At 66.7% G+C, this 24,417-nt stretch carries 29 protein-coding genes and 2 pseudogenes; 19 read left to right on the forward strand and 12 right to left on the reverse strand.

The features are described from left to right. The first annotated feature begins 40 nt into the window (after positions 1 to 40). Positions 41 to 943, forward strand: coding sequence for a 1,4-dihydroxy-2-naphthoyl-CoA synthase (locus EGD98_RS05865; protein WP_220587414.1), 903 nt, complete (start codon positions 41 to 43; stop codon positions 941 to 943). A 199-nt stretch (positions 944 to 1,142) separates the two neighbouring features. Beyond that, positions 1,143 to 1,925 carry an SDR family oxidoreductase gene (locus tag EGD98_RS05870; protein WP_220587415.1) on the forward strand — a complete coding sequence of 261 codons (783 nt, stop codon included), beginning with the start codon at positions 1,143 to 1,145 and terminating at the stop codon, positions 1,923 to 1,925. 42 nt (positions 1,926 to 1,967) lie between these two features. Here the strand turns inward: EGD98_RS05870 and EGD98_RS05875 are convergent, their stop codons facing one another. The 3 genes from EGD98_RS05875 to EGD98_RS05885 form a co-directional block, all read right to left on the reverse strand. Further along, the gene (locus tag EGD98_RS05875) at positions 1,968 to 3,578 is read right to left on the reverse strand and encodes a long-chain-fatty-acid--CoA ligase (RefSeq protein ID WP_220587416.1); all 1,611 of its coding nucleotides are present in this window, start codon (positions 3,576 to 3,578) and stop codon (positions 1,968 to 1,970) included. A gap of 76 nt (positions 3,579 to 3,654) precedes the next feature. Beyond that, complete coding sequence (locus EGD98_RS05880) at positions 3,655 to 5,445, reverse strand: PAS domain S-box protein (RefSeq protein ID WP_220587417.1); 1,791 nt, start codon at positions 5,443 to 5,445, stop codon at positions 3,655 to 3,657. Beyond that, positions 5,445 to 6,899, reverse strand: coding sequence for an ATPase domain-containing protein (locus EGD98_RS05885; RefSeq protein ID WP_236039231.1), 1,455 nt, complete (start codon positions 6,897 to 6,899; stop codon positions 5,445 to 5,447). Before EGD98_RS05885 ends, EGD98_RS05880 begins: the two co-directional genes overlap by 1 nt. A 136-nt stretch (positions 6,900 to 7,035) precedes the next feature. On the opposite strand from EGD98_RS05885, the gene EGD98_RS05890 reads away from it, so the two are divergent. From EGD98_RS05890 to EGD98_RS05900, 3 genes are read left to right on the forward strand one after another with little or no spacing between them, the layout of a single operon-like run. Next, positions 7,036 to 7,989, forward strand: a complete 954-nt coding sequence (locus tag EGD98_RS05890; RefSeq protein ID WP_220587418.1) for a 1,4-dihydroxy-2-naphthoate polyprenyltransferase — start codon at positions 7,036 to 7,038, stop codon at positions 7,987 to 7,989. After that, positions 7,986 to 9,032 (forward strand): mandelate racemase/muconate lactonizing enzyme family protein, encoded by a 1,047-nt coding sequence (locus EGD98_RS05895; protein ID WP_220587419.1) that lies wholly within the window; start codon positions 7,986 to 7,988, stop codon positions 9,030 to 9,032. Before EGD98_RS05890 ends, EGD98_RS05895 begins: the two co-directional genes overlap by 4 nt. Next, positions 9,025 to 10,530: a class I adenylate-forming enzyme family protein gene (locus EGD98_RS05900; protein ID WP_220587420.1), complete on the forward strand. Its 1,506-nt coding sequence runs from the start codon at positions 9,025 to 9,027 to the stop codon at positions 10,528 to 10,530. Before EGD98_RS05895 ends, EGD98_RS05900 begins: the two co-directional genes overlap by 8 nt. Here the strand turns inward: EGD98_RS05900 and EGD98_RS05905 are convergent. After that, on the reverse strand, positions 10,512 to 10,712 hold the full coding sequence (locus EGD98_RS05905) for a helix-turn-helix transcriptional regulator (protein ID WP_220587421.1): 201 nt from the start codon (positions 10,710 to 10,712) through the stop codon (positions 10,512 to 10,514). The two genes, EGD98_RS05900 and EGD98_RS05905, sit on opposite strands and share 19 nt — an antisense overlap. Position 10,713: 1 nt before the next feature. After that, on the reverse strand, positions 10,714 to 11,112 hold the full coding sequence (locus EGD98_RS05910; protein WP_220587422.1) for a hypothetical protein: 399 nt from the start codon (positions 11,110 to 11,112) through the stop codon (positions 10,714 to 10,716). 183 nt (positions 11,113 to 11,295) lie between these two features. Here EGD98_RS05910 and EGD98_RS05915 point away from each other — a divergent pair, with 183 nt between their 5' ends. Both EGD98_RS05915 and EGD98_RS05920 read left to right on the forward strand, forming a co-directional pair. Beyond that, entirely contained in the window at positions 11,296 to 12,033 is a 738-nt protein-coding gene (locus tag EGD98_RS05915) for an NRDE family protein (RefSeq protein ID WP_220587423.1), read from the forward strand. A gap of 27 nt (positions 12,034 to 12,060) precedes the next feature. Continuing rightward, entirely contained in the window at positions 12,061 to 12,414 is a 354-nt protein-coding gene (locus tag EGD98_RS05920; RefSeq protein ID WP_220587424.1) for a helix-turn-helix transcriptional regulator, read from the forward strand. A 109-nt stretch (positions 12,415 to 12,523) separates the two neighbouring features. On the opposite strand, the gene EGD98_RS05925 is transcribed toward EGD98_RS05920, so the two are convergent. From EGD98_RS05925 to EGD98_RS05940, 4 genes are read right to left on the reverse strand one after another with little or no spacing between them, the layout of a single operon-like run. Further along, on the reverse strand, positions 12,524 to 12,937 hold the full coding sequence (locus tag EGD98_RS05925) for a hypothetical protein (protein ID WP_220587425.1): 414 nt from the start codon (positions 12,935 to 12,937) through the stop codon (positions 12,524 to 12,526). 40 nt (positions 12,938 to 12,977) lie between these two features. Next, positions 12,978 to 13,280 carry a DUF8060 family membrane protein gene (locus EGD98_RS05930; protein WP_220587426.1) on the reverse strand — a complete coding sequence of 101 codons (303 nt, stop codon included), beginning with the start codon at positions 13,278 to 13,280 and terminating at the stop codon, positions 12,978 to 12,980. After that, positions 13,277 to 14,296, reverse strand: a complete 1,020-nt coding sequence (locus tag EGD98_RS05935; RefSeq protein WP_220587427.1) for a DUF7490 domain-containing protein — start codon at positions 14,294 to 14,296, stop codon at positions 13,277 to 13,279. The genes EGD98_RS05930 and EGD98_RS05935 overlap by 4 nt, the downstream gene beginning before the upstream one ends. Positions 14,297 to 14,355: 59 nt before the next feature. After that, positions 14,356 to 15,150, reverse strand: a complete 795-nt coding sequence (locus EGD98_RS05940) for a DUF2797 domain-containing protein (RefSeq protein WP_220587428.1) — start codon at positions 15,148 to 15,150, stop codon at positions 14,356 to 14,358. A gap of 74 nt (positions 15,151 to 15,224) precedes the next feature. Here EGD98_RS05940 and EGD98_RS05945 point away from each other — a divergent pair, with 74 nt between their 5' ends. Then, complete coding sequence (locus EGD98_RS05945; RefSeq protein ID WP_220587429.1) at positions 15,225 to 15,680, forward strand: YbhB/YbcL family Raf kinase inhibitor-like protein; 456 nt, start codon at positions 15,225 to 15,227, stop codon at positions 15,678 to 15,680. On the opposite strand, the gene EGD98_RS05950 is transcribed toward EGD98_RS05945, so the two are convergent. From EGD98_RS05950 to EGD98_RS21240, 3 genes and pseudogenes are all read right to left on the reverse strand, one after another. Then, the gene (locus EGD98_RS05950) at positions 15,677 to 15,994 is read right to left on the reverse strand and encodes a hypothetical protein (protein WP_220587430.1); all 318 of its coding nucleotides are present in this window, start codon (positions 15,992 to 15,994) and stop codon (positions 15,677 to 15,679) included. The two genes, EGD98_RS05945 and EGD98_RS05950, sit on opposite strands and share 4 nt — an antisense overlap. A 62-nt stretch (positions 15,995 to 16,056) precedes the next feature. Continuing rightward, positions 16,057 to 16,176 (reverse strand): annotated as a pseudogene (locus EGD98_RS21235) (UDP-glucose 4-epimerase); the annotation flags it as partial. Between the two features lie 127 nt (positions 16,177 to 16,303). Continuing rightward, a pseudogene (locus tag EGD98_RS21240) lies at positions 16,304 to 16,477 on the reverse strand (NAD-dependent epimerase/dehydratase family protein); the annotation flags it as partial. Between the two features lie 34 nt (positions 16,478 to 16,511). On the opposite strand from EGD98_RS21240, the gene EGD98_RS05960 reads away from it, so the two are divergent. The 11 genes from EGD98_RS05960 to EGD98_RS06010 all read left to right on the forward strand — a co-directional run bounded on the left by EGD98_RS05960 (position 16,512) and on the right by EGD98_RS06010 (position 24,392). After that, complete coding sequence (locus tag EGD98_RS05960; RefSeq protein ID WP_220587431.1) at positions 16,512 to 17,177, forward strand: DsbA family protein; 666 nt, start codon at positions 16,512 to 16,514, stop codon at positions 17,175 to 17,177. Beyond that, positions 17,174 to 17,728, forward strand: a complete 555-nt coding sequence (locus EGD98_RS05965; protein WP_220587432.1) for a tRNA (cytidine(56)-2'-O)-methyltransferase — start codon at positions 17,174 to 17,176, stop codon at positions 17,726 to 17,728. Before EGD98_RS05960 ends, EGD98_RS05965 begins: the two co-directional genes overlap by 4 nt. A 22-nt stretch (positions 17,729 to 17,750) precedes the next feature. Continuing rightward, entirely contained in the window at positions 17,751 to 17,939 is a 189-nt protein-coding gene (locus EGD98_RS05970; RefSeq protein WP_220587433.1) for a hypothetical protein, read from the forward strand. Between the two features lie 244 nt (positions 17,940 to 18,183). After that, positions 18,184 to 18,708: a transcription factor E gene (gene tfe / locus EGD98_RS05975; RefSeq protein WP_220587434.1), complete on the forward strand. Its 525-nt coding sequence runs from the start codon at positions 18,184 to 18,186 to the stop codon at positions 18,706 to 18,708. Next, entirely contained in the window at positions 18,708 to 19,391 is a 684-nt protein-coding gene (locus EGD98_RS05980) for a DUF2110 family protein (RefSeq protein ID WP_220587435.1), read from the forward strand. Before tfe ends, EGD98_RS05980 begins: the two co-directional genes overlap by 1 nt. 3 nt (positions 19,392 to 19,394) lie before the next feature. Further along, on the forward strand, positions 19,395 to 20,186 hold the full coding sequence (locus EGD98_RS05985; protein ID WP_220587436.1) for a DUF5803 family protein: 792 nt from the start codon (positions 19,395 to 19,397) through the stop codon (positions 20,184 to 20,186). A 65-nt stretch (positions 20,187 to 20,251) separates the two neighbouring features. Beyond that, the gene (locus tag EGD98_RS05990; protein ID WP_220587437.1) at positions 20,252 to 20,716 is read left to right on the forward strand and encodes a pyridoxamine 5'-phosphate oxidase family protein; all 465 of its coding nucleotides are present in this window, start codon (positions 20,252 to 20,254) and stop codon (positions 20,714 to 20,716) included. Between the two features lie 160 nt (positions 20,717 to 20,876). Further along, positions 20,877 to 22,070, forward strand: coding sequence for a DUF8167 domain-containing protein (locus EGD98_RS05995; protein WP_220587438.1), 1,194 nt, complete (start codon positions 20,877 to 20,879; stop codon positions 22,068 to 22,070). Beyond that, on the forward strand, positions 22,067 to 23,269 hold the full coding sequence (locus EGD98_RS06000) for a DUF8167 domain-containing protein (RefSeq protein WP_220587439.1): 1,203 nt from the start codon (positions 22,067 to 22,069) through the stop codon (positions 23,267 to 23,269). Before EGD98_RS05995 ends, EGD98_RS06000 begins: the two co-directional genes overlap by 4 nt. A 50-nt stretch (positions 23,270 to 23,319) precedes the next feature. Continuing rightward, positions 23,320 to 23,688 carry a DUF7857 domain-containing protein gene (locus tag EGD98_RS06005; RefSeq protein WP_220587440.1) on the forward strand — a complete coding sequence of 123 codons (369 nt, stop codon included), beginning with the start codon at positions 23,320 to 23,322 and terminating at the stop codon, positions 23,686 to 23,688. Continuing rightward, positions 23,685 to 24,392 (forward strand): MinD/ParA family ATP-binding protein, encoded by a 708-nt coding sequence (locus tag EGD98_RS06010; RefSeq protein WP_220587441.1) that lies wholly within the window; start codon positions 23,685 to 23,687, stop codon positions 24,390 to 24,392. The genes EGD98_RS06005 and EGD98_RS06010 overlap by 4 nt, the downstream gene beginning before the upstream one ends. Positions 24,393 to 24,417 lie beyond the last annotated feature (25 nt).

Below are 24,417 nucleotides of genomic sequence, written 5' to 3' on the forward strand. Positions count from 1 at the left end.
TCTGACAACGCTTTTCCCGTTCTCGGCCCGCAACGGAGGTATGGTCTCAGAGATTTTCGACCCGGAGCGCTGGGACGCCGTCGACCGATTTGACTTCACCGACATCACCTACCACCGCTCGACAGAGACAGGCGTGGTGCGCATCGCCTTCGACCGGCCGGAAAAGCGCAACGCCTTCCGCCCCGAGACGGTGGACGAACTTTCGACGGCACTGGACCACGCCAAGCGGCTCACCGACGTGGGCTGTGTCATCATCACCGGCAACGGCCCCTCCGAGAAGGACGGCGGCTGGGCGTTTTGCTCGGGCGGCGACCAGTCGATTCGGGGCGAGAGCGGGTACGAGTACGAGGCAGATGCCGATATCGGTGACCCAGATGCGCCGGAGAACGTCGGTCGCCTCCACATCCTGGAGGTCCAGCGCCAGATTCGCCACATTCCCAAACCAGTCGTCGCCGTCGTCCCGGGGTGGGCCGTCGGCGGCGGCCACTCGCTGCACGTGGTCTGTGACCTGACGCTGGCCAGCGAGGAACACGCGAAGTTCCTCCAGACCGACCCCGACGTGGGGAGTTTCGACGGTGGCTTTGGCTCGGCGTATCTCGCCCGCCAGATCGGCCAGAAGAAGGCCCGCGAGGTGTTCTTCCTCGGGAAGACGTATTCGGCCGAGGAGGCTGCGGACATGGGGATGGTCAACGAAGTCGTCCCCCACGAGGAACTCGAAGCGACGGCCATCGAGTGGGCCGAGCGGATGATGGAGAAATCGCCCACGGCGATGCGGATGCTGAAGTACGCCTTCAACCTCGACTCGGACGGGATGGTCGGCCAGCAGGTCTTCGCCGGGGAGGCGACCCGACTCGCCTACATGACCGAGGAGGCCCAGGAAGGTCGGGACGCGTTCAACGAGGGACGAGAGCCGGATTTCAGCGACGAACCCTGGCACTACTGATACTGGTGGCTGTATGGACGTGGGGATAACGAGCTCAGAGTAGTACCCTGGGCGTGGACGATTCCAGACCCGCTTGACTGTAGCTGCCTCTCTGGAGCTTTCTTTCGTGAAAAACTATGGCATTTATCCTCCTCACACTGTCTCGTGCTACTGTGTTCCAAATGACCGACTCCAGTAAACGAGCAACTGCGGGCGAACAATGAGTCAACTACTCACAGACGAGACGGCCATCGTGACGGGCGGGGCAAGTGGCATCGGCCGGAACATCGCGTTGACGTTTGCCGATAACGGAGCCGATGTCGTCGTCGCCGACGTCCGGGAAACGCCACGAGAAGGTGGCGAGCCGACACACGAGCAAATTACGACCGAGACCGACCGAACGGCGGTCTTCGTCGAGTGCGATGTGACCGAGCGAGCGGATGTAGAAGCCGCTGTCGACGCTGCCGACAAGCTCGGCGGCCTCGACATCATGGTCAACAACGCAGGCATTCACAGTGAGACCCCGTTCCTCGAGATTACGGAAGCGGAATACGACCAGCTCATGGACGTTAACGTCAAAGGCACCTTTTTCGGGGCGCAGGTCGCTGGCGAACGACTAATCGAAAACGACGAGGGCGGGACGATCATCAACATGGCGAGCCTCGCGGCAGATAGCGGGGCCGCTTACCAGACGATATACAGTGCTTCGAAAGGGGCAGTGAAATCACTGACCTACGCGCTGGCTGACTACTTCGGTGGCCACGGGGTTCGCGTCAACGCTATCAAACCAAGTTTCACCGAGACACAGATGTTAGCTCAGGGGGGAATGGGAGAAGGTGAAGCCGGCAAACGACTCCAGGAGGCAATGCTGGGTGGGACACCCGCCGGTCGCTTCGGCCAACCCGATGAAATCGCGGATGTGGCGCTGTTTCTCGCCAGTGATATGAGTTCCTACGTCAACGGTGAGTCGATCCTGGTCGATGGGGGTCTCGGGAATACCTAGTCGCCGTCAGTCTGATTGGGGCAGGCCCGGCCCTGCTATAGCTCACCCCTCCCCTATCATCCGGTCTTCCTCGTCCCACTCGCGCTGGCGCAGTTCGTACTTCTGGACCTTTCCGGTGGCCGTCGTCGGGAGCGACTCGACGAACTCGACCTTGCTGACCGCCTTGTAGGTCGCCAGATGCGCACGGGTGAACGAGACGAGTTCGTCCACGTCGGTCCCCGGCTCGTCGGGGTCGCCCGAGGTCGGGACGACGAACGCCTTCGGGGTCTCGCCCCACTCGCTGCTGGGGGCCGGGATGACCGCCACGTCCGCGACGGCGTCGTGTTCGTACAGCGTGTCCTCCAGCTCGATGCTGGAGATGTTCTCGCCGCCGGAGATGATGATGTCCTTCTTGCGGTCGCGGATAGCTATCATCCCGTTCTCGTCGACCGTCGCGAGGTCGCCGGTGTGGTAGTACCCCTCGATGCGGTCGGTGAACGCTTCCTCGGTCGCCTCGGGCTTGTTCCAGTAGCGGTCCATCACCTGGTTGCCCCGGACGACGACCTCGCCGAGCGTCGCGTCGTCTTCGGGGACGTCCGTCCCGTCTTCGTCGACAACGCGAACCTCCGTGCCGAGATAGCCCAGTCCCTGGCGCTTCTTCACGGCAAAGCGGGCGTCGCTCCCGTCCTCGAAGAACCGGCGCGCATCCGAGGTGGTGATGAGCGGTCCCGTCTCGGTCGCCCCGTAGACGTGTTTGAGATACCAGCCGAAGTCGTCCTCCACGGCGCGGATGACCGCCTCGGGCGGGGCGCTGCCGGCGGTGGCGATACGGACGTCACGGTCGCCGGTCGTCGCCACGTCGTGGCGCTCGTAGTAGTCGACCAGCATGTTGAGCACTGTCGGCGCGCCACAGAGGTACGTGACGTCTTCTGTGCGGATGGCCTCGAAGATGCCGCCGGCGTCCACCCCGCGCGTACAGACGTGTGTCGCGCCCATCCCCGTCACCGCGAAGATGTGTCCCCAGCCGTTGACGTGGAACATCGGGAGCGTCCAGAGGTAGACGTCGTCGTCGCGTATCTCCTGGTGGAGGCTCACGATGTAGGCGTGGAGCGTCTCGGTCCGGTGGGTCCGACAGACGCCTTTGGGGTCGCCCGTCGTCCCGGAGGTGTAGTTGATAGTGATGACGTCGTTCTCGTCCATCTTGGGTCGCTCGAACGTCTCGTCGGTGTCGACGAGTTCGTCGAAGGACTCCCAGTCGCCGTCGACGGCGTCGGTGTCGTTCGTCACGAACGTCTCCGTCGGGACCTCGTCTCGTACGGCTTCGATTTTCTCGGCGTGTTCGTAGTCGGCGTAGATGGCGTCGACGCCGGCGTCTTCGAGGATGTACTCGAAGTCGTCCGGGACCAGCCGGTAGTTCAGCGGCGTGTGGACCGCCCCGAGTTGCATGATGCCGTAGGCCGCTTCGAGGTGGTAGTGGGTGTTCGGGTCCAGCACGGCCACCCGGTCCCCCTTCTCGATGCCGCGGTCCGCGAGGGCCGCGGCGAACCCGTCGGCGCGGGCACCGAACTCGTCGTACGTGTACCGGTCGCCGGTCGTCGCGACGATGGCCTCCCTGTCGCCGTAGTATCGTCGCGCACGGTCGAGAAAGTCGGTCACGAGGAGTGGCTTTTCCATTGCAGAGATACGTACGAATAATCATTATATAATCTCTTTGTCTCGTCGGAGCGGCGGTGACGACTGCGGTCTGGCGTTACTCCGACGGCACCTCGGCGAGCGGCAGCGTCAGTTCGACTTCGGTCCCGCGGTCGGTCTCGCTGATACTGAACGTCCCGCCGCTGTTTGTCGCCATCCACCGGACGAACCACAGTCCGAGCCCCTGGGTGTGCTGGAGCTCGTCTTCGATGCCCGAGTTGAGCGCGTCCAGCTCCACCGCTTCCAGCCGGTCGCCGTCGTGGCAGACATAGATACTGACGGTCCCGTCCTCGGTATCGGCGGCCATCTCGACAACCACCTCGACGTCGGCCCCAGCAGTCGCGGCACGCTTAAGCAGCTCGCCCATTGCCAGCTCGTAGGAGTCGTGAGCCCTCGCCCACAGGGACTCGGGGATGTCGGCGACGATACGGACACCGTCGTGTTCAATACGGACCTCTTCGACTGCGTGCCCGGTCTCCTCGCCAACGTCGACTGGGCCGACGGCATCGTCCTCGGCCGGGTCTATGGTCCGCTTGAACCCGCGGGCCGTCTCGGCCAGTTCGAGCAGTTCCTCGCCGGCGCGCTCGATGGTCGTCGCCGCGTCGACGATTTCACCGTCCTCGCTCCGCTCGTTTATCCGGTCGACCTGTGCCAGCATCACCAGCAGCTTGTTTCGGAGGTTGTGTCGCAGGACGCGGTCGAGCACGGAGAGGCGCGACTCGCGCTCCCGGTCTTCGGTGATGTCACGACTCACGCAGACGACACCCTCGAACTCGGCCGTCGGCAGGACCGCCACCGTGGTCTGGAAGCGCCGGTGGCGGCCATCCTCGTCCTCGACTACGGTGCCGATGGTCATCTCCTCCCTGCCGGACTCCGCGAGATTCAGCACCGCGGCACCGAGCACTTCGGCGTGGTCCTCGCCGAACACCGTCTCCACGTGACTGCCCAGTATCTCGGCTTCCGTCTGTTGGCTGAACGCCGTGACCGCTTCGTTCACCAGGGTAAACTGGAGGTCGCTGTCGAGCGCGTAGATGGGGTCTCCGGCGGCATTGACGATCTCCTCGTAACGCTGGAGCGTCTGCGTCCGTTCGACGCGCTCGGTGACGTCCTCCTGAAATCCGACGAAGTGGGTCACCTCCCCCTCGCCGTACACCGGCGATATCTCCAGCGCGTTCCAGAACATCTCGCCGTTCTTTCGGTAATTCCGTAGCAGGACAGCCACGGGCCGTTCCTCGTCGATGGCTCTCCGTATCTCCCGGACGGGCTCGTCCTCGGTATCGGGCCCCTGCAGGAACCGGCAGTTCCGCCCGAGGGTCTCTGAGCGGTCGTAGCCCGTCATCTCGAGAAAGGCGTCGTTGACGTACCGGAGCTCCTGGTCGCCGTCGGCGTCGGCGATACTGATGCCAGTCTTCGCGTCGTCCATCGCGCGGGCGAAAAGCGCCAGCTGCTCGGACTGAGTGCGGGACCTGAGCAACGTCGAGATGCGGTGGCGGAATATCTGCTTCGAGGTGGGGACCGCGAGCACGTCGTCGATACTGTCCCAGTACGGCCGTGCGGCCTGTTCGGAGTCGCTCGGGCCCAGCACGAGCAGGACGGGGAGTCGGACCGAGCCGAGTTCGCTGCGTCGCTCCTCGATTGTGTCGACTATCCTCGGGAAGGAGGTCGTGTCTGCGACACAGAGGTCGAACTGTGGGAGCGGCTCCGACTGTTCGACGGTAACGACCTCGAGGTCCACCGAGTGCAGTTGCTCACTCAGCAGCGCCTGGTCGCGGGGGTTCCCGACATGCAACAGGACGCGGGGCGAACTGTTGAGCAGGCTCTCCGGCCCTTGGAACGACGAGTCGAACATCAGTCGGCCTGTTGTGTCGGGGTCCCGGTCAGCACCCCTCTGAGTTCCGAGAGCGTCTCCCCGATGTGGATGCCGTCGTCTTCGATACTGAACGCCCGAAGCGTGGCTTCGAACCCACCGAAGCGCTTCTTGAGGACGCCGATAGCCTTCCGTATCTCGCCACCGACCTCGATGTAGCGGATAAAGACGACGGTATCGGCGAGGTAGCTCACCTGCGAGTCCGACGCCTGGAAGGTTCCGGTCACCGACGAGAGCTCGTCAGTGAGCGCGACGGTGACGCCCATGTTCCGGAGATAGCGACAGAGCTTGTGGAGCTCCTCGCGCAGCTCCGCCTCGGGGTTCTGGAGGGCGAGCCTGTAGCCGGCGGTGCCATCGAGCAGGACGAACTCGACCCCTCGCTCTTCGACGCTCTCGCGGACCCGGTGGGCGAACTCGTCGGCGGAGATGCTCAGTGGCTCCACCTCGTGTACCTCCAGCGCCCCCTCCTCGATGAGAGCGGACACATCGAGGCCGATGGCGTTCGAGCGATGGCTGAAACTGTGTCGGGACTCCTCGAACAGGAACGCCGCCGCCGTCTCGCCGCGGCGGGCGCTCGCACGCGCCAGGGCTGTCCCGGTCGTGGATTTCCCGACGCCGGATGGCCCGCTGACCAGCGTGATGCTGCCGCGCTCGATGCCGCCCCCCAGCAGAGTGTCGAGGGCGTCGATGTCGGTCGAGAGCTGCTCGTAGCTGAACACCTGTTCGTGGTCGTCGGGGGCGAGGCTCGGGAACACTGACAGCCCGCGACCGCCGTCTATTCGCAGGCCGTGGCTGCCGCTCCGGAACCCAGACCCACGGAACTTTTCGACCTCGAGTTCACGGCCCCGGTCGGTACGGCGCATCGTTATCGAGCCGTCGGCCAGATACTGGAGGTCCTCGTCGGAGTGATCCGCAGTCGATTGGGTGGTAAAGAGCGTCGTGCTCCCGCGCTCTTTCATGTAGCTCATCATCGACGCCGCGGTCCGCTTGAACTGGAAGTCGTCGGGTGAGAGGTGGCGAAGCAGCGTGAGCGGGTCGATGAACACGCGGTCGGGGTCGTGGGTCTCGACGGTGTCCCCGATGCGGGAGACTATCTCGCTCGCCTCGACCTCGCCTGGTCCGAACACCGTGTAGTTGCCGTCGTCCATGAACTCGGTGGCCGAGGGACTCATATCCTCGATGATTACGTCGTCGAGGTCGAAACCGAGCGTGGCGGCGTTGGCCGCGATGTCTTTCGCCGTCTCCTCGAACGCAAAGTAGACGCTGGTCTCGTCGGCGTCGGTCCCGGCTGTCAGGAAGTGGTACCCGAGAATCGTCTTGCCCGTCCCGGAGTCGCCGCGGATACTGTAGGTACGCTCGTCGATGAACCCGCCGTCGAGAATCGCGTCGAGTCCGGATATCCCGGACGAGACCCGGGGGGACTGTCCCGAATTCATAGCCCTATTTCAGTATGATACGACAAAAGTGTAGTTCTTATATTACGTCAGAATACTGTGAACGTATCTGGCCCGCACGGCCTATCTCCCGGGTCGAACCACAGTCGATTTGAGGCACGGAACCTAATTTCGGCCAATGAGTACCGCGACGGTCTCGAAACGCAAGGCCTGGCTCATGGCCGCCAGGCCACAGACGCTGCCCGCCGGTGCCGCACCAGTCGTCGTCGGTGCGGGGCTGGCCGTCCACGCGGGGGTGTTCGAACCGCTCGTGGCGCTGGCGGCGCTGGTCGGGGCGCTGCTCATCCAGGTCGGGACGAACTTTGCGAACGACTACTACGACGCCGTCAAGGGTGCCGATACGGACGAGCGCGAGGGCTTCACCCGCGTCACCGCCGGCGGCCTCATCGAACCGGCGGCGGTCAAGCGGGCAATGGTACTGACCTACGCGCTGGCGGTCGTCGTCGGCGTCGCGCTCGTGGCCATCGGCGGTGTTCCCATCGTGGTCGTCGGCCTCTCGGGCATCGCCGCCGGTATCCTCTACACCGGTGGTCCGCTCCCGTACGGCTACCGCGGCCTGGGTGACCTCTTCGTGTTCGTCTACTTCGGACTGGTCGCCGTCACCGGCACCTACTACGTGCAGGCCGTGGCCAGCAACCCCGCGATCGGGACGTTCCCGACCACGCTACCACCCGGTACTGTCCCGGTAGACGCCGTGGTCGCGAGCCTCCCGGCCGCGGGGCTCTCGACGGCTATCCTCGTCGTCAACAACGTCCGGGACCGCGAGACGGACATGGCGGCGGGCAAGAAGACCCTCGCGGTGTATCTGGGCTATGGCCCGAGTCGCGTCGAGTTCCTCGCCCTCGTCGGGATGGCTTACGTCGTTCCGGTCCTGTTCGCGCTGGACCCGGCCTACGGTCTGGCGGCGCTGGCCCCGCTGCTGACGCTACCGCTCGCACTCGGAATCAGTCGGACCGTCCTCACCCGGACCGACGGCGAGGCGCTGAACCCGACACTCGAACGGGTCGGCCAGACGCTCTTTGCCCACTCGCTGCTGTTTGCCGCCGGGCTGGCACTCCCACAGTTGCTATGAAGACGACGCCGTTCTCGCTCCCGCTGTCCAGCCCACTCGCGACTGCCAGCGGGACTATCGAGGCTCGCGAGGGGGTCCTGGTCCGGTACGACCACCGAGGGGAGACCGGTATCGGCGAGGCGACACCGCTGCCCGGGTGGACCGAATCCCTGACTGACTGCCGCGCCGCTCTCGACACGGCCGCCGCCGCCGAAACCCAGGGCGGCCACACCGCCGCGATGCTCGAACTCGCGGCCGACAGCGTCCCCGCGGCGCGGCACGGCTTCGCGACCGCGCTGCTGGACGCCGACGCACGGGCCGACGGCGTCCCGCTCTATCGGTGGTTCGACGCCGACCGCCACTGCGAGACCGTCCCGGTCAACGCAACCGTCGGCGATAGCGACCCGGCAGACACGGCCGACGCGGTCGCCCGCGCGGTCGACCAGGGCTTTGACTGCTGCAAGCTGAAAGTCGGCGCCCGGAGCGTCGCGGCCGACGTCGAGCGGGTTCGCGCGGTCCGCGACCGAGTCGGCGACCACGTCAGGCTGCGGGCCGACGCCAACGGCGCGTGGAGCCGCGAGCAGGCGACACGGGCCTTCGACGCCGTCGCCGACCTCGGTGTCGACTACGTCGAACAGCCCCTCGCGGCCGAGGACCTTTCGGGACACGCCGACCTGCGGGGCGGGCCAGTCGGTGTCGCGCTGGACGAATCGCTGATACACCGGCGGGCCGACGCCGTCCTCTCGGCAGACGCCGCGGACGTGCTGATACTGAAACCGATGGTACTGGGCGGGCCTGGCAACGCCCACACGCTGGCGCTGCGGGCCCGCGAGCAGGGCATCGAGCCGGTCGTGACGACCACCATCGACGGGGTCGTCGCCCGGCTGGCGGCGCTGCACGTCGCCGCCGCCGTCCCCGATATCGGTCCCTGCGGGCTGACCACGGGCGACCGGCTGGCGCGTGACCTCGCACCGGATCCGACGACGGTCGCCGACGGCGAGATGACTGTCCCCCAGCGTGACGGACTCGGAGTCGACCCGGACGAGGTGACGCCGGATGCGTGAGCCGGTCGACTGGCCGACCCAGGACCTGGTGGCCCACCGCGCCGGGACGACGCCAGAGCGAACGGCTATCGTGGACGCCGACAGCGGTGGCGAGCGAACCTACCGCGAACTCGATGCCGCCGTCGACTCGGTCGCGGCCGCGTTCGACGCCGTCTGTGCGTCCGCTGGCGGCCGCGTCGCCGCACTGGTCGACACCCGGCCGGCGGTCGCGGAGCTGCTCTACGCCGCGTTGCGCACCGGACGGACCTTCGTGCCACTGAACGTCGACCTCGACGCCGATACGCTCGCGGCGCAGCTCGACCGCGTCGACGCCGGCCTGCTGGTGTGTGAGCGCGAGACCGAGTCGCTGGCGGACGAAATCGCCGACTGTTCGGTCGTCTCAGTCGACGAGCCCGCCTCGGCGGCCGTCGAGCCGCTCGACCACCAGGCCCCGACGGCCGACGTGACGCCGGCGGAGCTATCGCGTGAGACGACCGCGCTGATGCTGTTCACCAGCGGAACGACGAGCGAGCCGAAAGGCGTCCGCCTGACGCTGGGGAATCTCGTCGCGAGCGCGACGGCCTCGGCGTTCCGGCTCGGCGTGCTCCCGTCGGACCGGTGGCTGGTCTGTCTCCCGACCTACCACATGGGTGGCCTGGCACCGTTTCTCCGGTCGGCGCTGTACGGGACGGCGGTCGTCGTCCAGCGACAGTTCGAGCCGGCCGAGACGGCCCGCGTCGTTGACGAGCACGACGTCACCGGTGTCTCGCTCGTCCCGACGATGGGCAAGCGACTCGTCGACACCGGCTGGGCCCCCCACGACGGGCTCCGGGCCGTCCTGCTGGGCGGTGGGCCGGCGGACCCCGACCTCATCGAGCGTGCACTGGCCCGGGATATCCCGGTCTGTCCGACCTACGGGATGACCGAGACCGCCTCGCAGATTGCGACCGCCTTGCCGGCCACGGCGGGCGAGTACCGCGACACGGTCGGCCAGCCCCTCGTCAACACGACCGTGACCGTCGTGGCCGACGGCGAGCCCTGTGGGCCGGGCGAAATCGGCGAACTGGTAGTCGAGGGCCCGACGGTGACGCCGGGGTATCTCGACGCCGACGCGACCGAAGCCGCGTTCGGCGAGTACGGCTTCCACACCGGCGACCGCGGCTACCGCGATGAGGACGGTCGACTCTGGGTCGTCGGCCGCGCGGACGACCGCATCGTCACCGGCGGCGAGAACGTCGAGGCCGGGGTCGTTGCAGCCACAATCAGGGACTTTCCTGGCGTCGAGGACGCCGCCGTCGTCGGGCTGCCCGACGAGGAGTGGGGCCAGCGCGTCGTGGCACTGGTGGCCGGCGACACCGACCCGGAGGAAGTCAGGGCCCACTGCCGGGCCGAACTCGCCCCTTACGAGGTCCCGAAAACAGTTCGGGTGGTCGACGCCCTGCCGCGAACGCCCTCGGGGACCGTCGACCGGGACGCGGTGCGTAATCGACTACAGGAGCGCTATGACTCGGGGTCGTAGCTGAAGATGTCCTCTATCGAGCAGTCGAAGTAGTGTGCCAGCTTGAAGCCGAGTTCCATGCTCGGGTCGTAACGCCCGCGTTCGATGGCGTTGATGGTCTGTCTGGCCACGTCTATCTCGTCGGCGAGCTCCTGCTGGGTGACACCAGCTTTCGCCCGCCACACTTTGAGGTCGTTGTCCATCTCACATCCGGGATTCGTACAGTCCCAGCGAGGTCACCAGGGTGATTGTGCCGACGAGCGTCACCGCTATCGCGATCACGTTCCCAGTCGGCTCCCAGGGCCGGTACTGTGACGAAATGAGGAAAATTACGAGAAGGGGAAGCACGGCGAACCAGGCGTTTCGTGCAGCCTTCGCCTCAATCTCTCTCGCCCGTTCGTCGACGCGGCCCAGTCCCCACACGCTGAACGTTCCGTCGGAGCGGACATACATGAGAAGTATCGGTCCGAAGATCAGGCCGATACCTCCGGTCGTCACCGCGAGTGCGAGTTCCCAGGGCCGGAGCGTCGCCGACCAGATGGTCACCACCACACCCAGCATCGAGAGGCCGAGCAGCGCGTTCTGTGACCTGTCGTCGGTCATGGTTCGAGCAGTCGAGTCGTCGGCTCGCCGCCGAACAGGTGTTGCTGTACGTTCATATCGACACATGGTGATACACAGACAGAATGTAAAAAGGCTTTTCCATAATGTCGTCTTTTGCAGACATACCGGTCGCTGTCGGTGTCTCACCACACGGTTTTTGCCCCCGAGCGCCTACCCCGTTCCGTGTGTACCATCGTCCTCGCCTGGCAGGTGTTCGACGACGCGCCGGTCGCGTTCGCGGCCAACCGTGACGAACTGCTCGACCGACCGTCCGAGCCACCCGAGCGCCGCCAGTGGGGCGCCGAGGTCGTCGCGCCGGCCGACGCCGAGGCGGAGGGGACCTGGGAGGGATACAACGAACACGGCCTGCTCGTCGCCGTCACCAACCGCTGGGTCGACGCCGACCTCGCCGGCGAGCGCTCGCGCGGTCTGCTCGTCCGGGACTGCCTGAGTCACGAGAGCGCCGAGGACGCCGCCCGCGCCGTCGAGGGTGCGGTCCGCGAAGCGGAGTACGCCGGCTTCAACCTCCTGCTGGCCGACGAGAACGCCGCCGTCCTGCTGGAGTGGGACGGCCAGCTCGCGGTGCGGAACCTCCAGCCCGGCGTCCACGTGGTCGTCAACGTCGGTGCCGACGGCGACTACCGGATTCCGCAGTTCCGCGCCGACGCTGCCGAGGGGCAGGCGACCAACGCCGACCGCCTGCGCGAAGTAATGCAGGTCGAACCCGGCGAGGGCGTCGACTCGTGGCTCGACCGTGCGGGCGAGACTATCGCCGACCACGACTACGGCGTCTGTGTCCACGGCGACGGGTTCGGGACCCGGTCGTCCTCGCTCATCACAGTCAGTGAGACCTCCTGCTACGAGTTCGCCGACGGTCCGCCCTGCAAGACCGACTATCGTGCAGTGGAAGGCCAGATTTAAGCGGCCGACCGGCGGACGTAGTAGTATATGAGTTCGGCAACGTCGGAGGCGGACCTCTCTGAGGACGAACGGGCCGGATTGGAGCTTATCCGCGAGTCCGGCGGCATCCATCAGAGCGACTTCTGGAAGGACCTGGACGTCTCCTCCCGGAAGGGCAGTCGTATCGTCGAGTCCCTCTTCGAGAAGGGGCTCATCCAGCGCGAGGACACGGTCTACGAGGGCCACAACACCTACTTCCTCACGCCCGCGGCCCGGGACCTCGACTTCTCGCTTTTGATGGCCGGCGACCAGCTCTCCCCCTTTATCGGCGACGAGGAGGTCGATCCACACGACGACACCTTCTCCCAGTGGGTCATGACGCTGGCCTACGAAGACGGATAACGGCGTACTCCCCGACACCGCGATTCGCGTCGCTTACTCGCCGCTTCGGACAGTCACTCGTCCCAGTACAGCCGCTCGACTCGCAGAAAGGGAAAAAGCCGCCGTGGAATCAGTCTTCGAGCGCGTCGGCGATACGGTCCAGCGTCCGTCGCATATCGTGGACCTCGTCGCGGAGCTTCCGCATCTCTCGGACCATCTCCTCGTTGTCGCTGCCGCCTTCCTGTGCCTGACCGGGGCCAGCGCCGGGACCCCCACCCATGCCGCCGGGGCCGCCGCCCATCATACCGCCCATCATCTGGGCGAAGGGGTTGCCGCCGCCGCCGCCCATGCCGCCGGGGCCGCCACCGCCGCCCATCATCTCTTCCATGCGCTCTTCGCGGCTCATCCCCTCGCCGTCACCCTCGCCTTCCTCGGCGCGCTTCTGTCGGATCTCCTCGACGCGCTCGCGGAAGGACTTCTCTTCCTCGCCGTTCTCGCTCGATTCGGCCGACTCGTCCGCGTTCTCAGATTCGTCGTCTGCCATGTGCCCGGGTTCGACTGGCCGGATGAAAAGGGTTGTCGTGTCAGGTCAGGCGGCGGACCAGTCCGGAGAGTCCGATAACACAGGAGAGCAACACGGCGAGGTTGAACGCGGCCATGAACAGCGGCTGGTAGCGGTGAGTGATGAAGGTCTCGACAGTCGCCGACACGGCGATGTAGAGCCGCACCGTCGCGAGCAGCGCCACGAGGACGAGCAGCGCGAACGCCGTCCACTGCGCGTAGCGGACCATCCGCCTGGCGGTGTCCGCGCTGTCCTCGTCGGTCCACGAGGTCGCGGACTGTTCGTCTACCGGTTCGTCGGTCGTGGCGGTTGGGTCGTCGGTCATGTCTGTCTCCGGATGCCTACGAGTGCGGCGAGCGCCAGCGCGACGAGCGCGACACCGACGGTGAACCCGGGGCCGCTGCCGCCGACCGCCGTCGCTTCCTCGTCGCCGCGGTCCCGTCGGTCCGCGTCCTCGGTGCGCTGGACGAAATCGTCCGACTGGAAGCCGGTCTCGGTCGTGGTCCGGTTCTCACCGATTGTCTCGGTCGGGTCGAGGTCGGCGGCCGACTGCTCGGTCTCGACGATGACGCCGTCGGCGCTGAGGATGCCGACGAGCCAGTAGTCGTAGCCGTCCGGCACGGTGAGCTCGGTGCTAACGGTCCGGGTGCGGCCGGAACGTATCTCACCGACCGTGACGGTCGCCGAGTCGGCGATGACGTTCGAATCGGCCTGTCTGGCTCGAATCCGAAGGTCGACGCCGCCGGTTGTCTCGTCGCCGGTGTTGGTGAGGTCGGTGGTGACGTTGAGCGTCGACTCGTTGTCCCGCACGTCGACGATGCGGTAGGTAATCGCCTCCAGCTCCGCGCCGCTGTCACCGAAGTCGTGGAATCCGATCGACGAGCGAGCCGACTGGGGCACGAGCGCGTCGAGATTCGAGACCGTCCCGGTGTGGGTCGTCTCCCGGCGCCCGTCCGCGTACACTTCGGTCTCGATTCGGTAGCTGCCCTCGCGTGCCACGGTGAGGTTCGTCGTGTACGGCACGTCCCGGTCGCCGTCGATATTGCCGAGCGAGAGCTGCTCGGTCGTTTCCACGAGCCCGGTCTCGGTGTCGATGGCCCGCGTCTCGACGGTGACGTTCTCGGCCGTCCCGCCGCGGTGTGCCAGCCGCGCTGACAGCGAGAGCGTGACGCTCTCGCCGCCCACGTCGGTGGCTTCGATGTACGGCTGTTGCATCGTCAGCCGGCTGTCTCGCAGGTCTTCGGGCGGACCGGCCAGGGCGCCCGGGACCGCGACGGCACCGACCACCATCGTCAGGGCAACGGCACAGACGGCTGCACCGAGGAGGGATTCACGTCGCACACCCCTGAGGGCGACGGCGCCCAATAAATGTCTTGTGCCTGAAACGTGGTGGGTTGAATTTACCCGAACGCGCCCAGGCTGGACTGGAGCTCCCGCTCCGTGGTGCCCTCGTCGAGTTCGTACCCCACCAGGTCCCGCAGGTCGACGGCGTAGACGCTGCCGCCGTTCTCCAGGACGGCGACGCGCCCCTTGGTCCCGACCACCGTGCCGGTCGCGAGCGTCTCGGCGATGGGCCGGTCAGCGATAGCCAGCCCGTAGTCGAAGTCGTAGGTCGAAAGCGGGTCGTACTCGGCACAGAGGCTCGTCCAGAACGCCTCCTCGACGGTGTCGGCGAGACCGGCTATCTTCGTCGGCACGCGGACGCGGTCACCGAGCTCGGCGGCGATGTCGGCCTCGACCTGCCGGGCGATGCGGCCGTCGGCGACGGTCCGGAGGTGGGCCGCCCGGTCGGCCCCCTGTTCCCGGAGCCGCGTCTCCAGGCGCCACGAGCGCGTGACGCCGACCTTCACGGTGTCGGGCGCGAAGGCCGCCAGATAGACGGCGTGTTCCTCGTCGCAGGCCTCGATGGGTTTCCCGCAGTCGCCGGTACAGCGCGCACAGGGCCACCGGCTGGTGTGTTCGGCACAATAGGGCGCGTCGGCGGCGGCACAGTCGTGGTGGACCAGCGATTCCTCGCTGTCGCCGGCCTCGGAGCCGGCGTCGACGCGCTCGAGGGCACCGGCACAGCGGCGCTCGCCGAGGCGATAGGCGAGCGACGTTTCCGGGTCCAGCCGCTCGACGGTGACCGCGCCGTCCTCGGCCAGCAGGAGAGCAGCGTGGTCCTCGACCCGTGCGCGATAGCCGACGACTTGCACGCGCTGGCGTTGGCGGTCGACGGGCAAATGGGTACCGGGACGGAGCTTTTGCCCGTGGCGCGTGAAGTGGTACCATGGCCGACCTCCAGCTGTCTAGTCCGGCGTTCGACGACGGCGAGCGAATCCCCACCGAGCACGGCTACACGGCGGACAACACCAGTCCGCCCCTGGAGATAGACGACGTGCCGTCGGCGGCCGAGTCACTCCTGCTCGTCGTCGACGACCCCGACGCGAAAGAACCCGCCGGCAGAGTGTGGGACCACTGGCTCTGCTGGTCGATTCCGCCGGAGACGGAGTCGATTCCGGCAGGCACGACCCCCGAGGGCGCCACCGAGGGACAGAACGATTACGGCGAGACCGGCTGGGGCGGGCCGAACCCGCCGGACCGGGAACACACCTACCGGTTCCTGCTGTACGCGCTGGATACGGACCTGGACCTGGGACCGGACGCGACGAAAGACGACCTCTACGACGCAGCCAGCGGTCACATGGTCGGGAAAGCGGAGCTGACCGGGACCTATCCGAGCTAGAAGAGATTGAACATCGCCGCGATAGCGCCGATGATGAACAGGTAGGGGAGCCCGGAGCTGATGCCCATGATGATAGCGACGATGCCGACGCCGCCCAGCGCTATCGCCCCCGTGCGCTTGTACTGGGTCACGTTGTCCCTGATAGCGGGGGTCGCGGCCCCGCCGAGATAGATGGAGAAGGCGGCAAAGAGCGCGCCCTGGTCCTGGTTGCCACTGCGGAAGACGAGCACCGTCAGTACGCCCGTGATGATTGCGCCGAGAGCAAAGAGGCCCCGTTCGGTCTGGATAGCCGAGAGCCGTGAACGTATATCCATGTCACTCCCTGTGGTACCGCCCGTATAATAGCCACCGGTCGTCGGTCAGTGCAGCTGCCCGCTCAGAGTTCCTCGAGTAGCTCGCGAGCCGACTGGCGGACCGCGTCGCCGCTTGACTGTTCTGGCTCCCAGCCCAGCATGGCCAGCTTCTCGATGGAGAGGCGCATCCGCGGGGCGTGTCCGTGTCCACGAGCTTCGAAGCCGCCAGGTGGACGACGAGGTCGGTCTCGGCGGTGATGGCGTCGGCCACGACCGCCTCGTCGTGAGGTCCCCGCCGAGAAAGTCGGCGTCCTCGTGGACCCACTCGCGCTCGCCGTTGGACCCGTCGTCGACGACCAGCACGTCGTTGTCTGTTACCAGTCGGTCGACCAGGTGCGAACCAATGAAGCCGGCACCCCCGGTGACGACGATTCGCTCGTCCTGCAGGTTCAGAGCGCAACTGCAGCGCCGTCCTCGAAAGCCGTTGGGATACCGGGATGACAGTGTTGTTAAATACTGTCACCGGCCAGCGTACGATATGCAACGGTTCAGCCGCCGGACGTTCATCGCGGGGGGTGTCGCGCTGGCCACTGGTAGCGCCGGGTGTCTCTCGGGCGGGGACGAATCGACTCCGTCACCTGGCATCGGCACAATCGCCGAGTCGACCACACCGGGCCCGGAGCGACCGCTTCCCTCGCCGGTCGCCGGCAACCCCGACGCTGACGTGACCATCACCGCCTTCGAGGACTACGCCTGCCCACACTGTGCGACCTACGCGCTCGACGTGTTCCCCAGGCTGGCGAGTGAGTACCTCCAGTCGGAGACAGTCCGCTACGAGTTCCACGACTTCCCAATCCCCGTCGACGAAACGGTCTCCTGGCAGGCCGCCAACGCCGCCCGCGCGGTCCAGGCCGAGGCCGGCCCGCAGGCGTATTTCGAGTACAGCGAGGCCCTCTTTCGCGACCAGTCCAGCCTCGGACCGGACTCCTACGCCTCGCTGGCCGAAGACATCGGCGTCGACGGCGCGACGGTTCGAGCCGCCGCGACCGACAGCGAATACGACCCCACTATCCGCGCCGACAGACAGGGCGGGCAGGACCGCGGCGTCTCCGGGACACCGACGGTGTTCGTCGACGGGAGCGAAGTGAGCGAACCGACCTACGACGCTATCAGCGCCGCCATCGACTCGGCGGTGGACCAATGAGGTCGGCACAGGACGTAACGGTGCTCCGGCTCGGTCACCGGCCGGGCCGCGACGAGCGTATCACCACCCACGTCGGACTGACCGCGCGAGCGCTGGGGGCTGACGGTGTGGTGCTCGCCGGGGCGGCACGCAGCCGCGCCGACACCGTCGTCGACATCACGGACCGCTTTGGCGGCCCGTTCGACGTGGAGACGACCGAGGAACCCAAGCGGCGCATCCGAGAGTTCGAGGGCACGGTGGTCCACCTGACGATGTACGGCGAGCCGATTCAGGACGTCGAGGACGACATCCGGACTCACCACGAGACAGAGCCGCTGCTGGTCGTCGTCGGGGCAGAGAAGGTCCCCTTCGAAGTGTACGAGCGAGCCGACTACAACGTCGGCGTAACGAACCAGCCCCACTCGGAAATCGCTTCGCTGGCGGTCTTTCTGGACCGGCTCTACGAGGGCGCACAACTCGACCGCGAGTGGGACGACCCCGACCAGGTCGTCGTTCCCATGGAGACCGGCAAGAAGGTCGTCGACCCGGAGGACCTCGAGGATGCCGACTGAATCGCCCGCACGGACCACGTAGATGTCACTGCTCGATACACTCTCGTCGTCGCGGCTGGTCCCCGTCCTGGGCACCGTCTATCTCGTCTATCTGGCCAGCCAGCCGCCGCCGGCCCGGTGGGTCGGACTGGGCTGTCTTGTCATCATCGCCCCCTTCGCGGTCGGCTGGCTGCTCGGCCGGTTCGCCGGCGTGGGGCCGTGGGCGGAGTAGCGGCGGGAAGCGTCGAGAGAGCGACCCGATGGTGAGCGAACGCGGTTTGTTCGCGAATCACGCCTCGCGAGTGTACGCGAGCGGAGGCGGAGGTGAGCGAACGTGGTTTGTTCGCGAATCTCGGGGCACGACCACCCGGGAGTGACCCGGAGGTGAGCAGACACGGAGTGTCTGCGAGCCCCGGAGCGAGAGTGAAACGAACGCTCCGATGGTTTTAACCACGTGACCCACCGATGACCCGATAATGGCTTTTGAGGATCTGCTGGAGGACCCCGTCATACAGAAGTACCTCCACGAGCTGGTCGGACCGAAAGGGATGCCGGTCGCCGCCGCGCCGCCGGACGGCGAAGTGACCGACGAGGAGCTGGCCGAGGAGCTGGGCCTCGAACTGAACGACGTGCGCCGCGCGCTCTTTATTCTCTACGAGAACGACCTGGCGGCCTACCGCCGGCTCCGCGACGAGGATTCGGGGTGGCTCACCTATCTCTGGACGTTCCAGTACGACGAGGTTCCCGAGCAGCTGGAAGAGGAGATGTACCGCCTGCTGGAGGGGCTCGAAGAGCGCCGGGAGTACGAGCGCAACAACGAGTTCTACCTCTGTGAGCACTGTGGTATCCGCTTCGAGTTCGGCGAAGCGATGGAGTTCGGCTTCGAGTGCCCCGAGTGTGGCAACCAGGTCGAAGCGATGGAGAACACCCGCCTCGTGACAGCGATGGAGAGCCGCATCGACGAGCTGCGGTCGGAACTGAACGTGGACGCCGAGGCCTGATGGTCGTCCTTGGTTCCAAAGTGTACGTGACGGGCGAGGCCCGGGAGCGTGCACTCGACGGTCTACGCGGGCTGGTGAACAACCGCTTTGGTGACCTCGACGTCGAGTTCGAAATCGGCCACCGCGAGGACGACTTCCCCGTGGTCACGGTGTCGGGTCCGGACGAAGTCGTGGCGCGAAATATCCTGCGCGAGGAGTTCGGCGAGGTCGTCCCGAGTCACGAGGCCGGCGAAACCTACGTCGGCACCCTCGATTCGTGGGACGACGACGGTTTCGTCCTCGATGCCGGGCCCGCCGGTGACGTGCGGATTCCGGCCGAGAACCTCGAACTCGGGCAGGGGACGCCACACCAGATTCGCAAGCGGTTCGGGCTGGTCCAGCACCTCCCGCTCCGCTTTGTCGCCGGTCCCGAACCCCGGCTGGCCGACGAGGAGGTCGACCGACTGTACGACTGGAAACGCGGCGGCGACCACGGCAACGGCCGCGTCAACACCAACAGCGCCACCCGCTCGGAGGTCCGCGCGACGGTCAACAAGTCGGGCCACGCCCAGGACATCGTCACCGTCGAGCGGCTCGGGCTGCTGGAGATGAGTATCATCTGTAACCCCGACACCGACGCACCGGGGCTACTGGCCGATATCGGCCGGTTCATGCCGTCGGAACTACTCGCCGTCGTCCCCTGAGTCATGCAACGTCGCCACCTCGCTCTGTTGTCCGTGCTCGCGCTGGTCGCACTGGCCGGCTGTACCGGTCTCTTCGGCCCCGAAGAGGTCGACGAGGGGAAACTGAACGAGAACGCCACCTACGACTGGGAGACCGAAACCAACGCCTCGATAACGCTCAATCGGACCTCCTACCGGGCGGTGTACGATATCCCGAACAACTCCTCGTACACTATCTACAACCGGGACGACCTCGGCCGTGAGGAGGGCGTCCCCGTCAGAGCGTTGCGATTCCGCTTCGACAACGGGACCGTCATCAGCGCCGCGAACTCCTCGCTGACGGCCCGACAGACGGGACGCTCGACCGTCATCGACCTCCCGAACAACAGCAGCGGCCAGGTCGCGTACACCGCGGAGCGTATGGGGAAATCGTTCGCGACGCCGGTGTACACGAACGGCTACACCTACGCAGTGACGCTCCCGCCGGGTCGCCGTGTCGGCATCCCGCTGCTGTCACAGGCCACGCCGGGGAACTACGAGACGGACACCAACGAGGCGACAAACCGGATGACCGTCACCTGGTCGGAGCCGGTCGACCAGCGGGCGATACGGGTCCGCTTCTACCTAGAGCGTGACCTCTACATCTTCGGTGGCCTCGCGCTGGTCGCCATCGTCATCGGGAGCGTCGGCACGGTGTACTACTGGCGCCAGCTCCAGGAGGTGCGACGCCGTCGACAGGAGGCCGGCATCGACTTAGAAGAGGAGTACGAGGACGACGACTTCGGTGACGACGGGCCGCCGCCGGGGATGCGCTGACGCTCGGTCGGTTTCGGCTTCGCTGGTCGGCGATGAATTATGTCACTCGAAATACTAGTTCCGGTATGCCTACTGAAACCTACGGCCAGTGGATGGGCACGCCGATGGACAGCCGCGACATCGACCGGCTCCTGACCGACACCGGCTGGGGCGTCCTCTCGCTGGCCGAGGACGACGAACCGTACAGCATCCCCGTTTCCTTCGGTTACGACGGCGAGGACGTCTTCCTCGCGCTCATCAGGGACAGCCCCGAGAACACCAAGTTCGAGTTCGTCGACGACGGCCAGCGGGCGCGCCTGCTCGTGACCGACATCGGCGGGCGATTCGACTGGCAGTCCATCGCCGTCACCGGGACCTCGCGGGCGCTCTCGCGGGACAGCGGCGAGTGGGACAACGCCGTCGAGACGCTCGACGACAACGCCTGGTTCTCGACGGACTTCGAGCGCGCCGAGGGTATCGAGGAGATAACCGTCTGGCGGCTGGAGACCGACGAGATTCGCGGCCTGGAAGTGAAAGAAGACGAGAACTGAGTGGTCGCCGCTGGCCCGAGAGAGTCGGTGATAGTGTATTGTTCCCCGCCCTGCCGCCAATGTTTAAATCCGATGGGGAATCCAAGGTCGGCATGCAACCGGTTATCTCGTCACCTGCAAGCGCCCCCGGACAGCGACCACGTACAGGGGGGCGGTGACAGTGGCACCGCTCCCGGTCGAGGTCCTGCTGGGCATCTCTCACGGACTCCTGATGAGCCTCGTGCCGGTGGTCGGCGTCGGGGCCATCGCGTTCGCATACCAGTACGTCGAGGGCACGGAACTCGACCCACCCGTGGTCGTCGCGTGTGCCCTCCCACTGGGCTTTGCCGGCGGTATCGGTACGGGACTCATCAGCCTGCCGGCCGTCACGGCGGGGCCAGTGACCGTGCTCCCACGACTGCTGACCGCCGCGCTCGTCATCGGGCTTGTCTCGATGTACGCCAACAGTCAGGCGTCGAAGCTGGCCCAGCGCCTGCCACGCGACCGCTCCCAGCCGACGAGTCGGGAGCGACCGCTGGCGCCGGCGGCTCTGGAGGCCGTCGACGGCAAGGGTCACGTGACCATCTCTGTCGTCGGCGACGTTCGCGACGTCGACGGCTACTCCCCGCTGCAGGCGGACCTGCGCGCGGAGCTGGCAGACCAGAGCTGGCAGTTGCCGGCAGACATCCCCATCGTCGAGATGGAGGCCCGGCTGGAGGACCGACTCAAGAGCACCTACGACCTCCCGACGGTCGACGTGTCGGTCGACGCCCGGGGGACCGCGACCATCGCCGCGGCACCACCATCACGGAACCTCGCTGGGAACATCCCGGACGGGTGGCGAGCGGTGTCGGTCGAGACGCTGCTGCCGACCGGACTGTCGGTCGGTGACGAGGTGACCGTCACGGCCGGCGAGGAGACCGTCGACGGGGTCGTACTGGGTACGACCGACGACGTCGCCGGCGACCAGTGGGACGGTGCCACGGCGCAGACGCCGTCGACTGGCGGTCGGGGACTGGCGACCGTGGCGGTCCCGACTATCGACGCGAGCACCCTACTGGAGTCCGATGAACTGACACTCTCGGTGAACCCGGCCGGTGCCCGCGACGAGTTCCGCGCGTTCTCGCTGCTGGTGCGGGCGGGCCACTCCATCCGGAAGGTGCTGCTGGACGACCCGACCCGGAAGCAACTCCAGGCCACCGACGAACCGATAGAGGTGCTCGCGCTCCGTGCGGCGGACGAGGGCGGCGCTGCCGACAGCAACTGGACGTTCTCGCCGGGCCACCTGAACGGCGACGCCGCGTACGTCCTCGGTGAGGGGCCGGTTCTCGACAGTGTCGTCCCCGGCGATGAGACCGTGGGGGTGGGTCAATGACCGGCCCCGTCGTGCTCCAGATCGTCACCAGTTGGACCCAGACAGCGATACTGAGCATCCTCGGCTTCGGGCTGCTCGCCCTGGTCACCGCGTCGGCGCTGGCCTTCGTCTTCCGGCAGTACACCACCAGACAGCTCCCCGCCGGTGCCGGGATGTTGCTGGGCGTCTCCTTTGTCGCCGTCTGGCTCGCCGTCGACAGCGCGCTGACGGGGACCCTCGTCGGTGACACCGGACTGGCCCACTACGGGACCGGTGCGTTCCTCCTCGGAACGTTCGTCGTCAGCGCCGGCGCCGCCGAGACCGGTCGTCGAATCGGTGACCGTATCGGCTGTGACGTCTTCGACATCACGCATCTGGACGCACAGACGGACGCCGTCGACCTGCTCCAGTCCGCCCGACTCGTCGTCGAACTCCGGGTGCCGACCCAGATAGCGGACGCTGACGGCTATCTGTCCGCCGACGACGACGTGAAGTCCGAACTCGCTGGCCGGCGGTTTCGGTTCCCGCGGCGGCTCGATATCGACGACCTCGAATCGCGGTTCGAGACCCGTATCCAACAGGACTTCGGCCTCGATTACGTCGACGTCTCCCTCGCCGAGGACGGGACCGTCGAACGGGTCAGCGTCGGTGTGAAGCCCTCCGGCCTGGGCGCCTCGCTGCCGCCGAACACGGCCGGTATCGCAGTCCGCGCGACGCCGCTCCCGGAGGCCGGCGTCGGCGACCCGGTCGAGGTCTGGACGACCGGCGAGACCGAGCAGTTCGTCACCAAAGGCGAGTTCCGCTCGACGGACGGCGAGACGACGACGCTGCTCGTCGACGAGAGCGACGTGGCCCAGCTCGACCAGGGTGAGCAGTATCGCCTGGTGACCCATCCGGACACGTCGAGCGATCTGGCGGAGTTCATCCCCGTCATCCGCGATGTCGAGGAGACGATGACGCGGGTCACAGTCGAGGCCGGCGGCCCGCTCGAAGGCGAGTTCGCGGGCTGGCTGCCCGTCAGTGTGCCTGTCATCGACCGCGCGGGGACCGCTATCCCGTTCCCGGCCGAGCGCGAGACGCTGCAGGCGGGCGACGTCGCGTACGTCATCGGGACTCCCGCCGATATCGCTCGCCTCGACCAGTACGAGGCGGACAGGGAACGTGCCCGTGAGAAGGCCGACGGGTCGACAGAGCAGGTCGAGGCCGTCGGCGACGACTGAGCGTCGCGGGCGTGTTGACCTTTTTATCGGAAGACGAGGCGAGATACCGTATGGTTAGAGTCGAAACGTCTACCGACCGGCGGGCCGGCGTGACCTTCGTGACCGCACAGATCACGAACACGCGGTCGACGCCACAGACGGTCAGGATGCGCGCCAACGTGGACGGGCCGATGTGGGAGCCTCGGTCCGGAAGCGGCCGGTCGCCCGAATGGGGAGAGGAGACGTGGGAGACGACGATACTGCCCGGACAGACCCGCGGGATGGGCTTTGCGACGCCGGTCGAACCGACCGATTCGATGACGAAACTCGTCTCGGTGACCAGAGAGGAAGACGCCGGCACTGCCACACGTACGGAGGAGGTGTTGGCAGAACTGGACGAGTGGTCACCCCCGTCCGACATCATGACCGAAGAGCAATGATAATCACAGTCACCGGCGGGAAAGGCGGCGTCGGCAAGTCCACGACCACGCTCAACCTGGCCCGCGAACTGGACGGCGTCGCGGTCGACGCGGACCTGGCGACCTCGGACCTCCCGCGGGGTCGAGGGCCGGATATCCACGACGTGCTGGCCGGCCGCGCCGCACCGATGGACGCAGTCGAGTGGCTCGGCTCGGTCCGGGTGCTCTCCTGTGGGCGCACCCTCGAGGGGGCTCGGGCCGCCGAACTCGAAGAGTTGCCCCGCACGCTCGACCTCCTCGACCGGAAATACAAACACGTCGTCGTGGACACCCCGGCCGGGCTGGCGCGTGACGTCGGCGTCCCCGTGGCCAGCGCCGACGTCGTCCTGCTGGTCACGACGCCAAAGAAGCCGGCGTTGCTGAACGCGCTCCAGACCCGCGAACTCGCACTGGACCTCGATACGCCGGTGGCGGCCATCGCGCTCAACAGGGTCGGGCCCGACAGCGATATGCCCGACCGACTGGAAGACGAGTTCGGCATTCCGACGACCGCTATTCCGGAGAGCGAGGCCGTGGCTGCGGCCCAGGAGACCGGGGCGCCCGTGCGGCAGGCTGACCAGGAATCCGAGGCCCTCGCACGATACACTGAGCTGGCACGCACGATACAGGAGTGCGAACAGCGTGGCCGTGGCGCGCGAAACTCGGTCGGTAACGCCGGGCGCTGACTGCCCGGACGTCGAGCTTTCTGTG

Source organism: Haloarcula salinisoli (assembly GCF_019599405.1).
Taxonomy (GTDB): domain Archaea; phylum Halobacteriota; class Halobacteria; order Halobacteriales; family Haloarculaceae; genus Haloarcula; species Haloarcula salinisoli.

Excerpts from the sequence above, each read along its gene's own strand:
- EGD98_RS05865 (WP_220587414.1), top strand. The coding sequence starts at position 41 with ATGGTCTCAGAGATTTTCGACCCGGAGCGCTGGGACGCCGTCGACCGA.
- EGD98_RS05870 (WP_220587415.1), top strand. The coding sequence starts at position 1,143 with ATGAGTCAACTACTCACAGACGAGACGGCCATCGTGACGGGCGGGGCA.
- EGD98_RS05875 (WP_220587416.1), bottom strand. The coding sequence starts at position 3,578 with ATGGAAAAGCCACTCCTCGTGACCGACTTTCTCGACCGTGCGCGACGA.
- EGD98_RS05880 (WP_220587417.1), bottom strand. The coding sequence starts at position 5,445 with ATGTTCGACTCGTCGTTCCAAGGGCCGGAGAGCCTGCTCAACAGTTCG.
- EGD98_RS05885 (WP_236039231.1), bottom strand. The coding sequence starts at position 6,899 with ATGAATTCGGGACAGTCCCCCCGGGTCTCGTCCGGGATATCCGGACTC.
- EGD98_RS05890 (WP_220587418.1), top strand. The coding sequence starts at position 7,036 with ATGAGTACCGCGACGGTCTCGAAACGCAAGGCCTGGCTCATGGCCGCC.
- EGD98_RS05895 (WP_220587419.1), top strand. The coding sequence starts at position 7,986 with ATGAAGACGACGCCGTTCTCGCTCCCGCTGTCCAGCCCACTCGCGACT.
- EGD98_RS05900 (WP_220587420.1), top strand. The coding sequence starts at position 9,025 with ATGCGTGAGCCGGTCGACTGGCCGACCCAGGACCTGGTGGCCCACCGC.
- EGD98_RS05905 (WP_220587421.1), bottom strand. The coding sequence starts at position 10,712 with ATGGACAACGACCTCAAAGTGTGGCGGGCGAAAGCTGGTGTCACCCAG.
- EGD98_RS05910 (WP_220587422.1), bottom strand. The coding sequence starts at position 11,112 with ATGACCGACGACAGGTCACAGAACGCGCTGCTCGGCCTCTCGATGCTG.
- EGD98_RS05920 (WP_220587424.1), top strand. The coding sequence starts at position 12,061 with ATGAGTTCGGCAACGTCGGAGGCGGACCTCTCTGAGGACGAACGGGCC.
- EGD98_RS05925 (WP_220587425.1), bottom strand. The coding sequence starts at position 12,937 with ATGGCAGACGACGAATCTGAGAACGCGGACGAGTCGGCCGAATCGAGC.
- EGD98_RS05930 (WP_220587426.1), bottom strand. The coding sequence starts at position 13,280 with ATGACCGACGACCCAACCGCCACGACCGACGAACCGGTAGACGAACAG.
- EGD98_RS05945 (WP_220587429.1), top strand. The coding sequence starts at position 15,225 with ATGGCCGACCTCCAGCTGTCTAGTCCGGCGTTCGACGACGGCGAGCGA.
- EGD98_RS05950 (WP_220587430.1), bottom strand. The coding sequence starts at position 15,994 with ATGGATATACGTTCACGGCTCTCGGCTATCCAGACCGAACGGGGCCTC.
- EGD98_RS05960 (WP_220587431.1), top strand. The coding sequence starts at position 16,512 with ATGCAACGGTTCAGCCGCCGGACGTTCATCGCGGGGGGTGTCGCGCTG.
- EGD98_RS05965 (WP_220587432.1), top strand. The coding sequence starts at position 17,174 with ATGAGGTCGGCACAGGACGTAACGGTGCTCCGGCTCGGTCACCGGCCG.
- EGD98_RS05970 (WP_220587433.1), top strand. The coding sequence starts at position 17,751 with ATGTCACTGCTCGATACACTCTCGTCGTCGCGGCTGGTCCCCGTCCTG.
- tfe (WP_220587434.1), top strand. The coding sequence starts at position 18,184 with ATGGCTTTTGAGGATCTGCTGGAGGACCCCGTCATACAGAAGTACCTC.
- EGD98_RS05980 (WP_220587435.1), top strand. The coding sequence starts at position 18,708 with ATGGTCGTCCTTGGTTCCAAAGTGTACGTGACGGGCGAGGCCCGGGAG.
- EGD98_RS05985 (WP_220587436.1), top strand. The coding sequence starts at position 19,395 with ATGCAACGTCGCCACCTCGCTCTGTTGTCCGTGCTCGCGCTGGTCGCA.
- EGD98_RS05990 (WP_220587437.1), top strand. The coding sequence starts at position 20,252 with ATGCCTACTGAAACCTACGGCCAGTGGATGGGCACGCCGATGGACAGC.
- EGD98_RS06000 (WP_220587439.1), top strand. The coding sequence starts at position 22,067 with ATGACCGGCCCCGTCGTGCTCCAGATCGTCACCAGTTGGACCCAGACA.
- EGD98_RS06005 (WP_220587440.1), top strand. The coding sequence starts at position 23,320 with ATGGTTAGAGTCGAAACGTCTACCGACCGGCGGGCCGGCGTGACCTTC.
- EGD98_RS06010 (WP_220587441.1), top strand. The coding sequence starts at position 23,685 with ATGATAATCACAGTCACCGGCGGGAAAGGCGGCGTCGGCAAGTCCACG.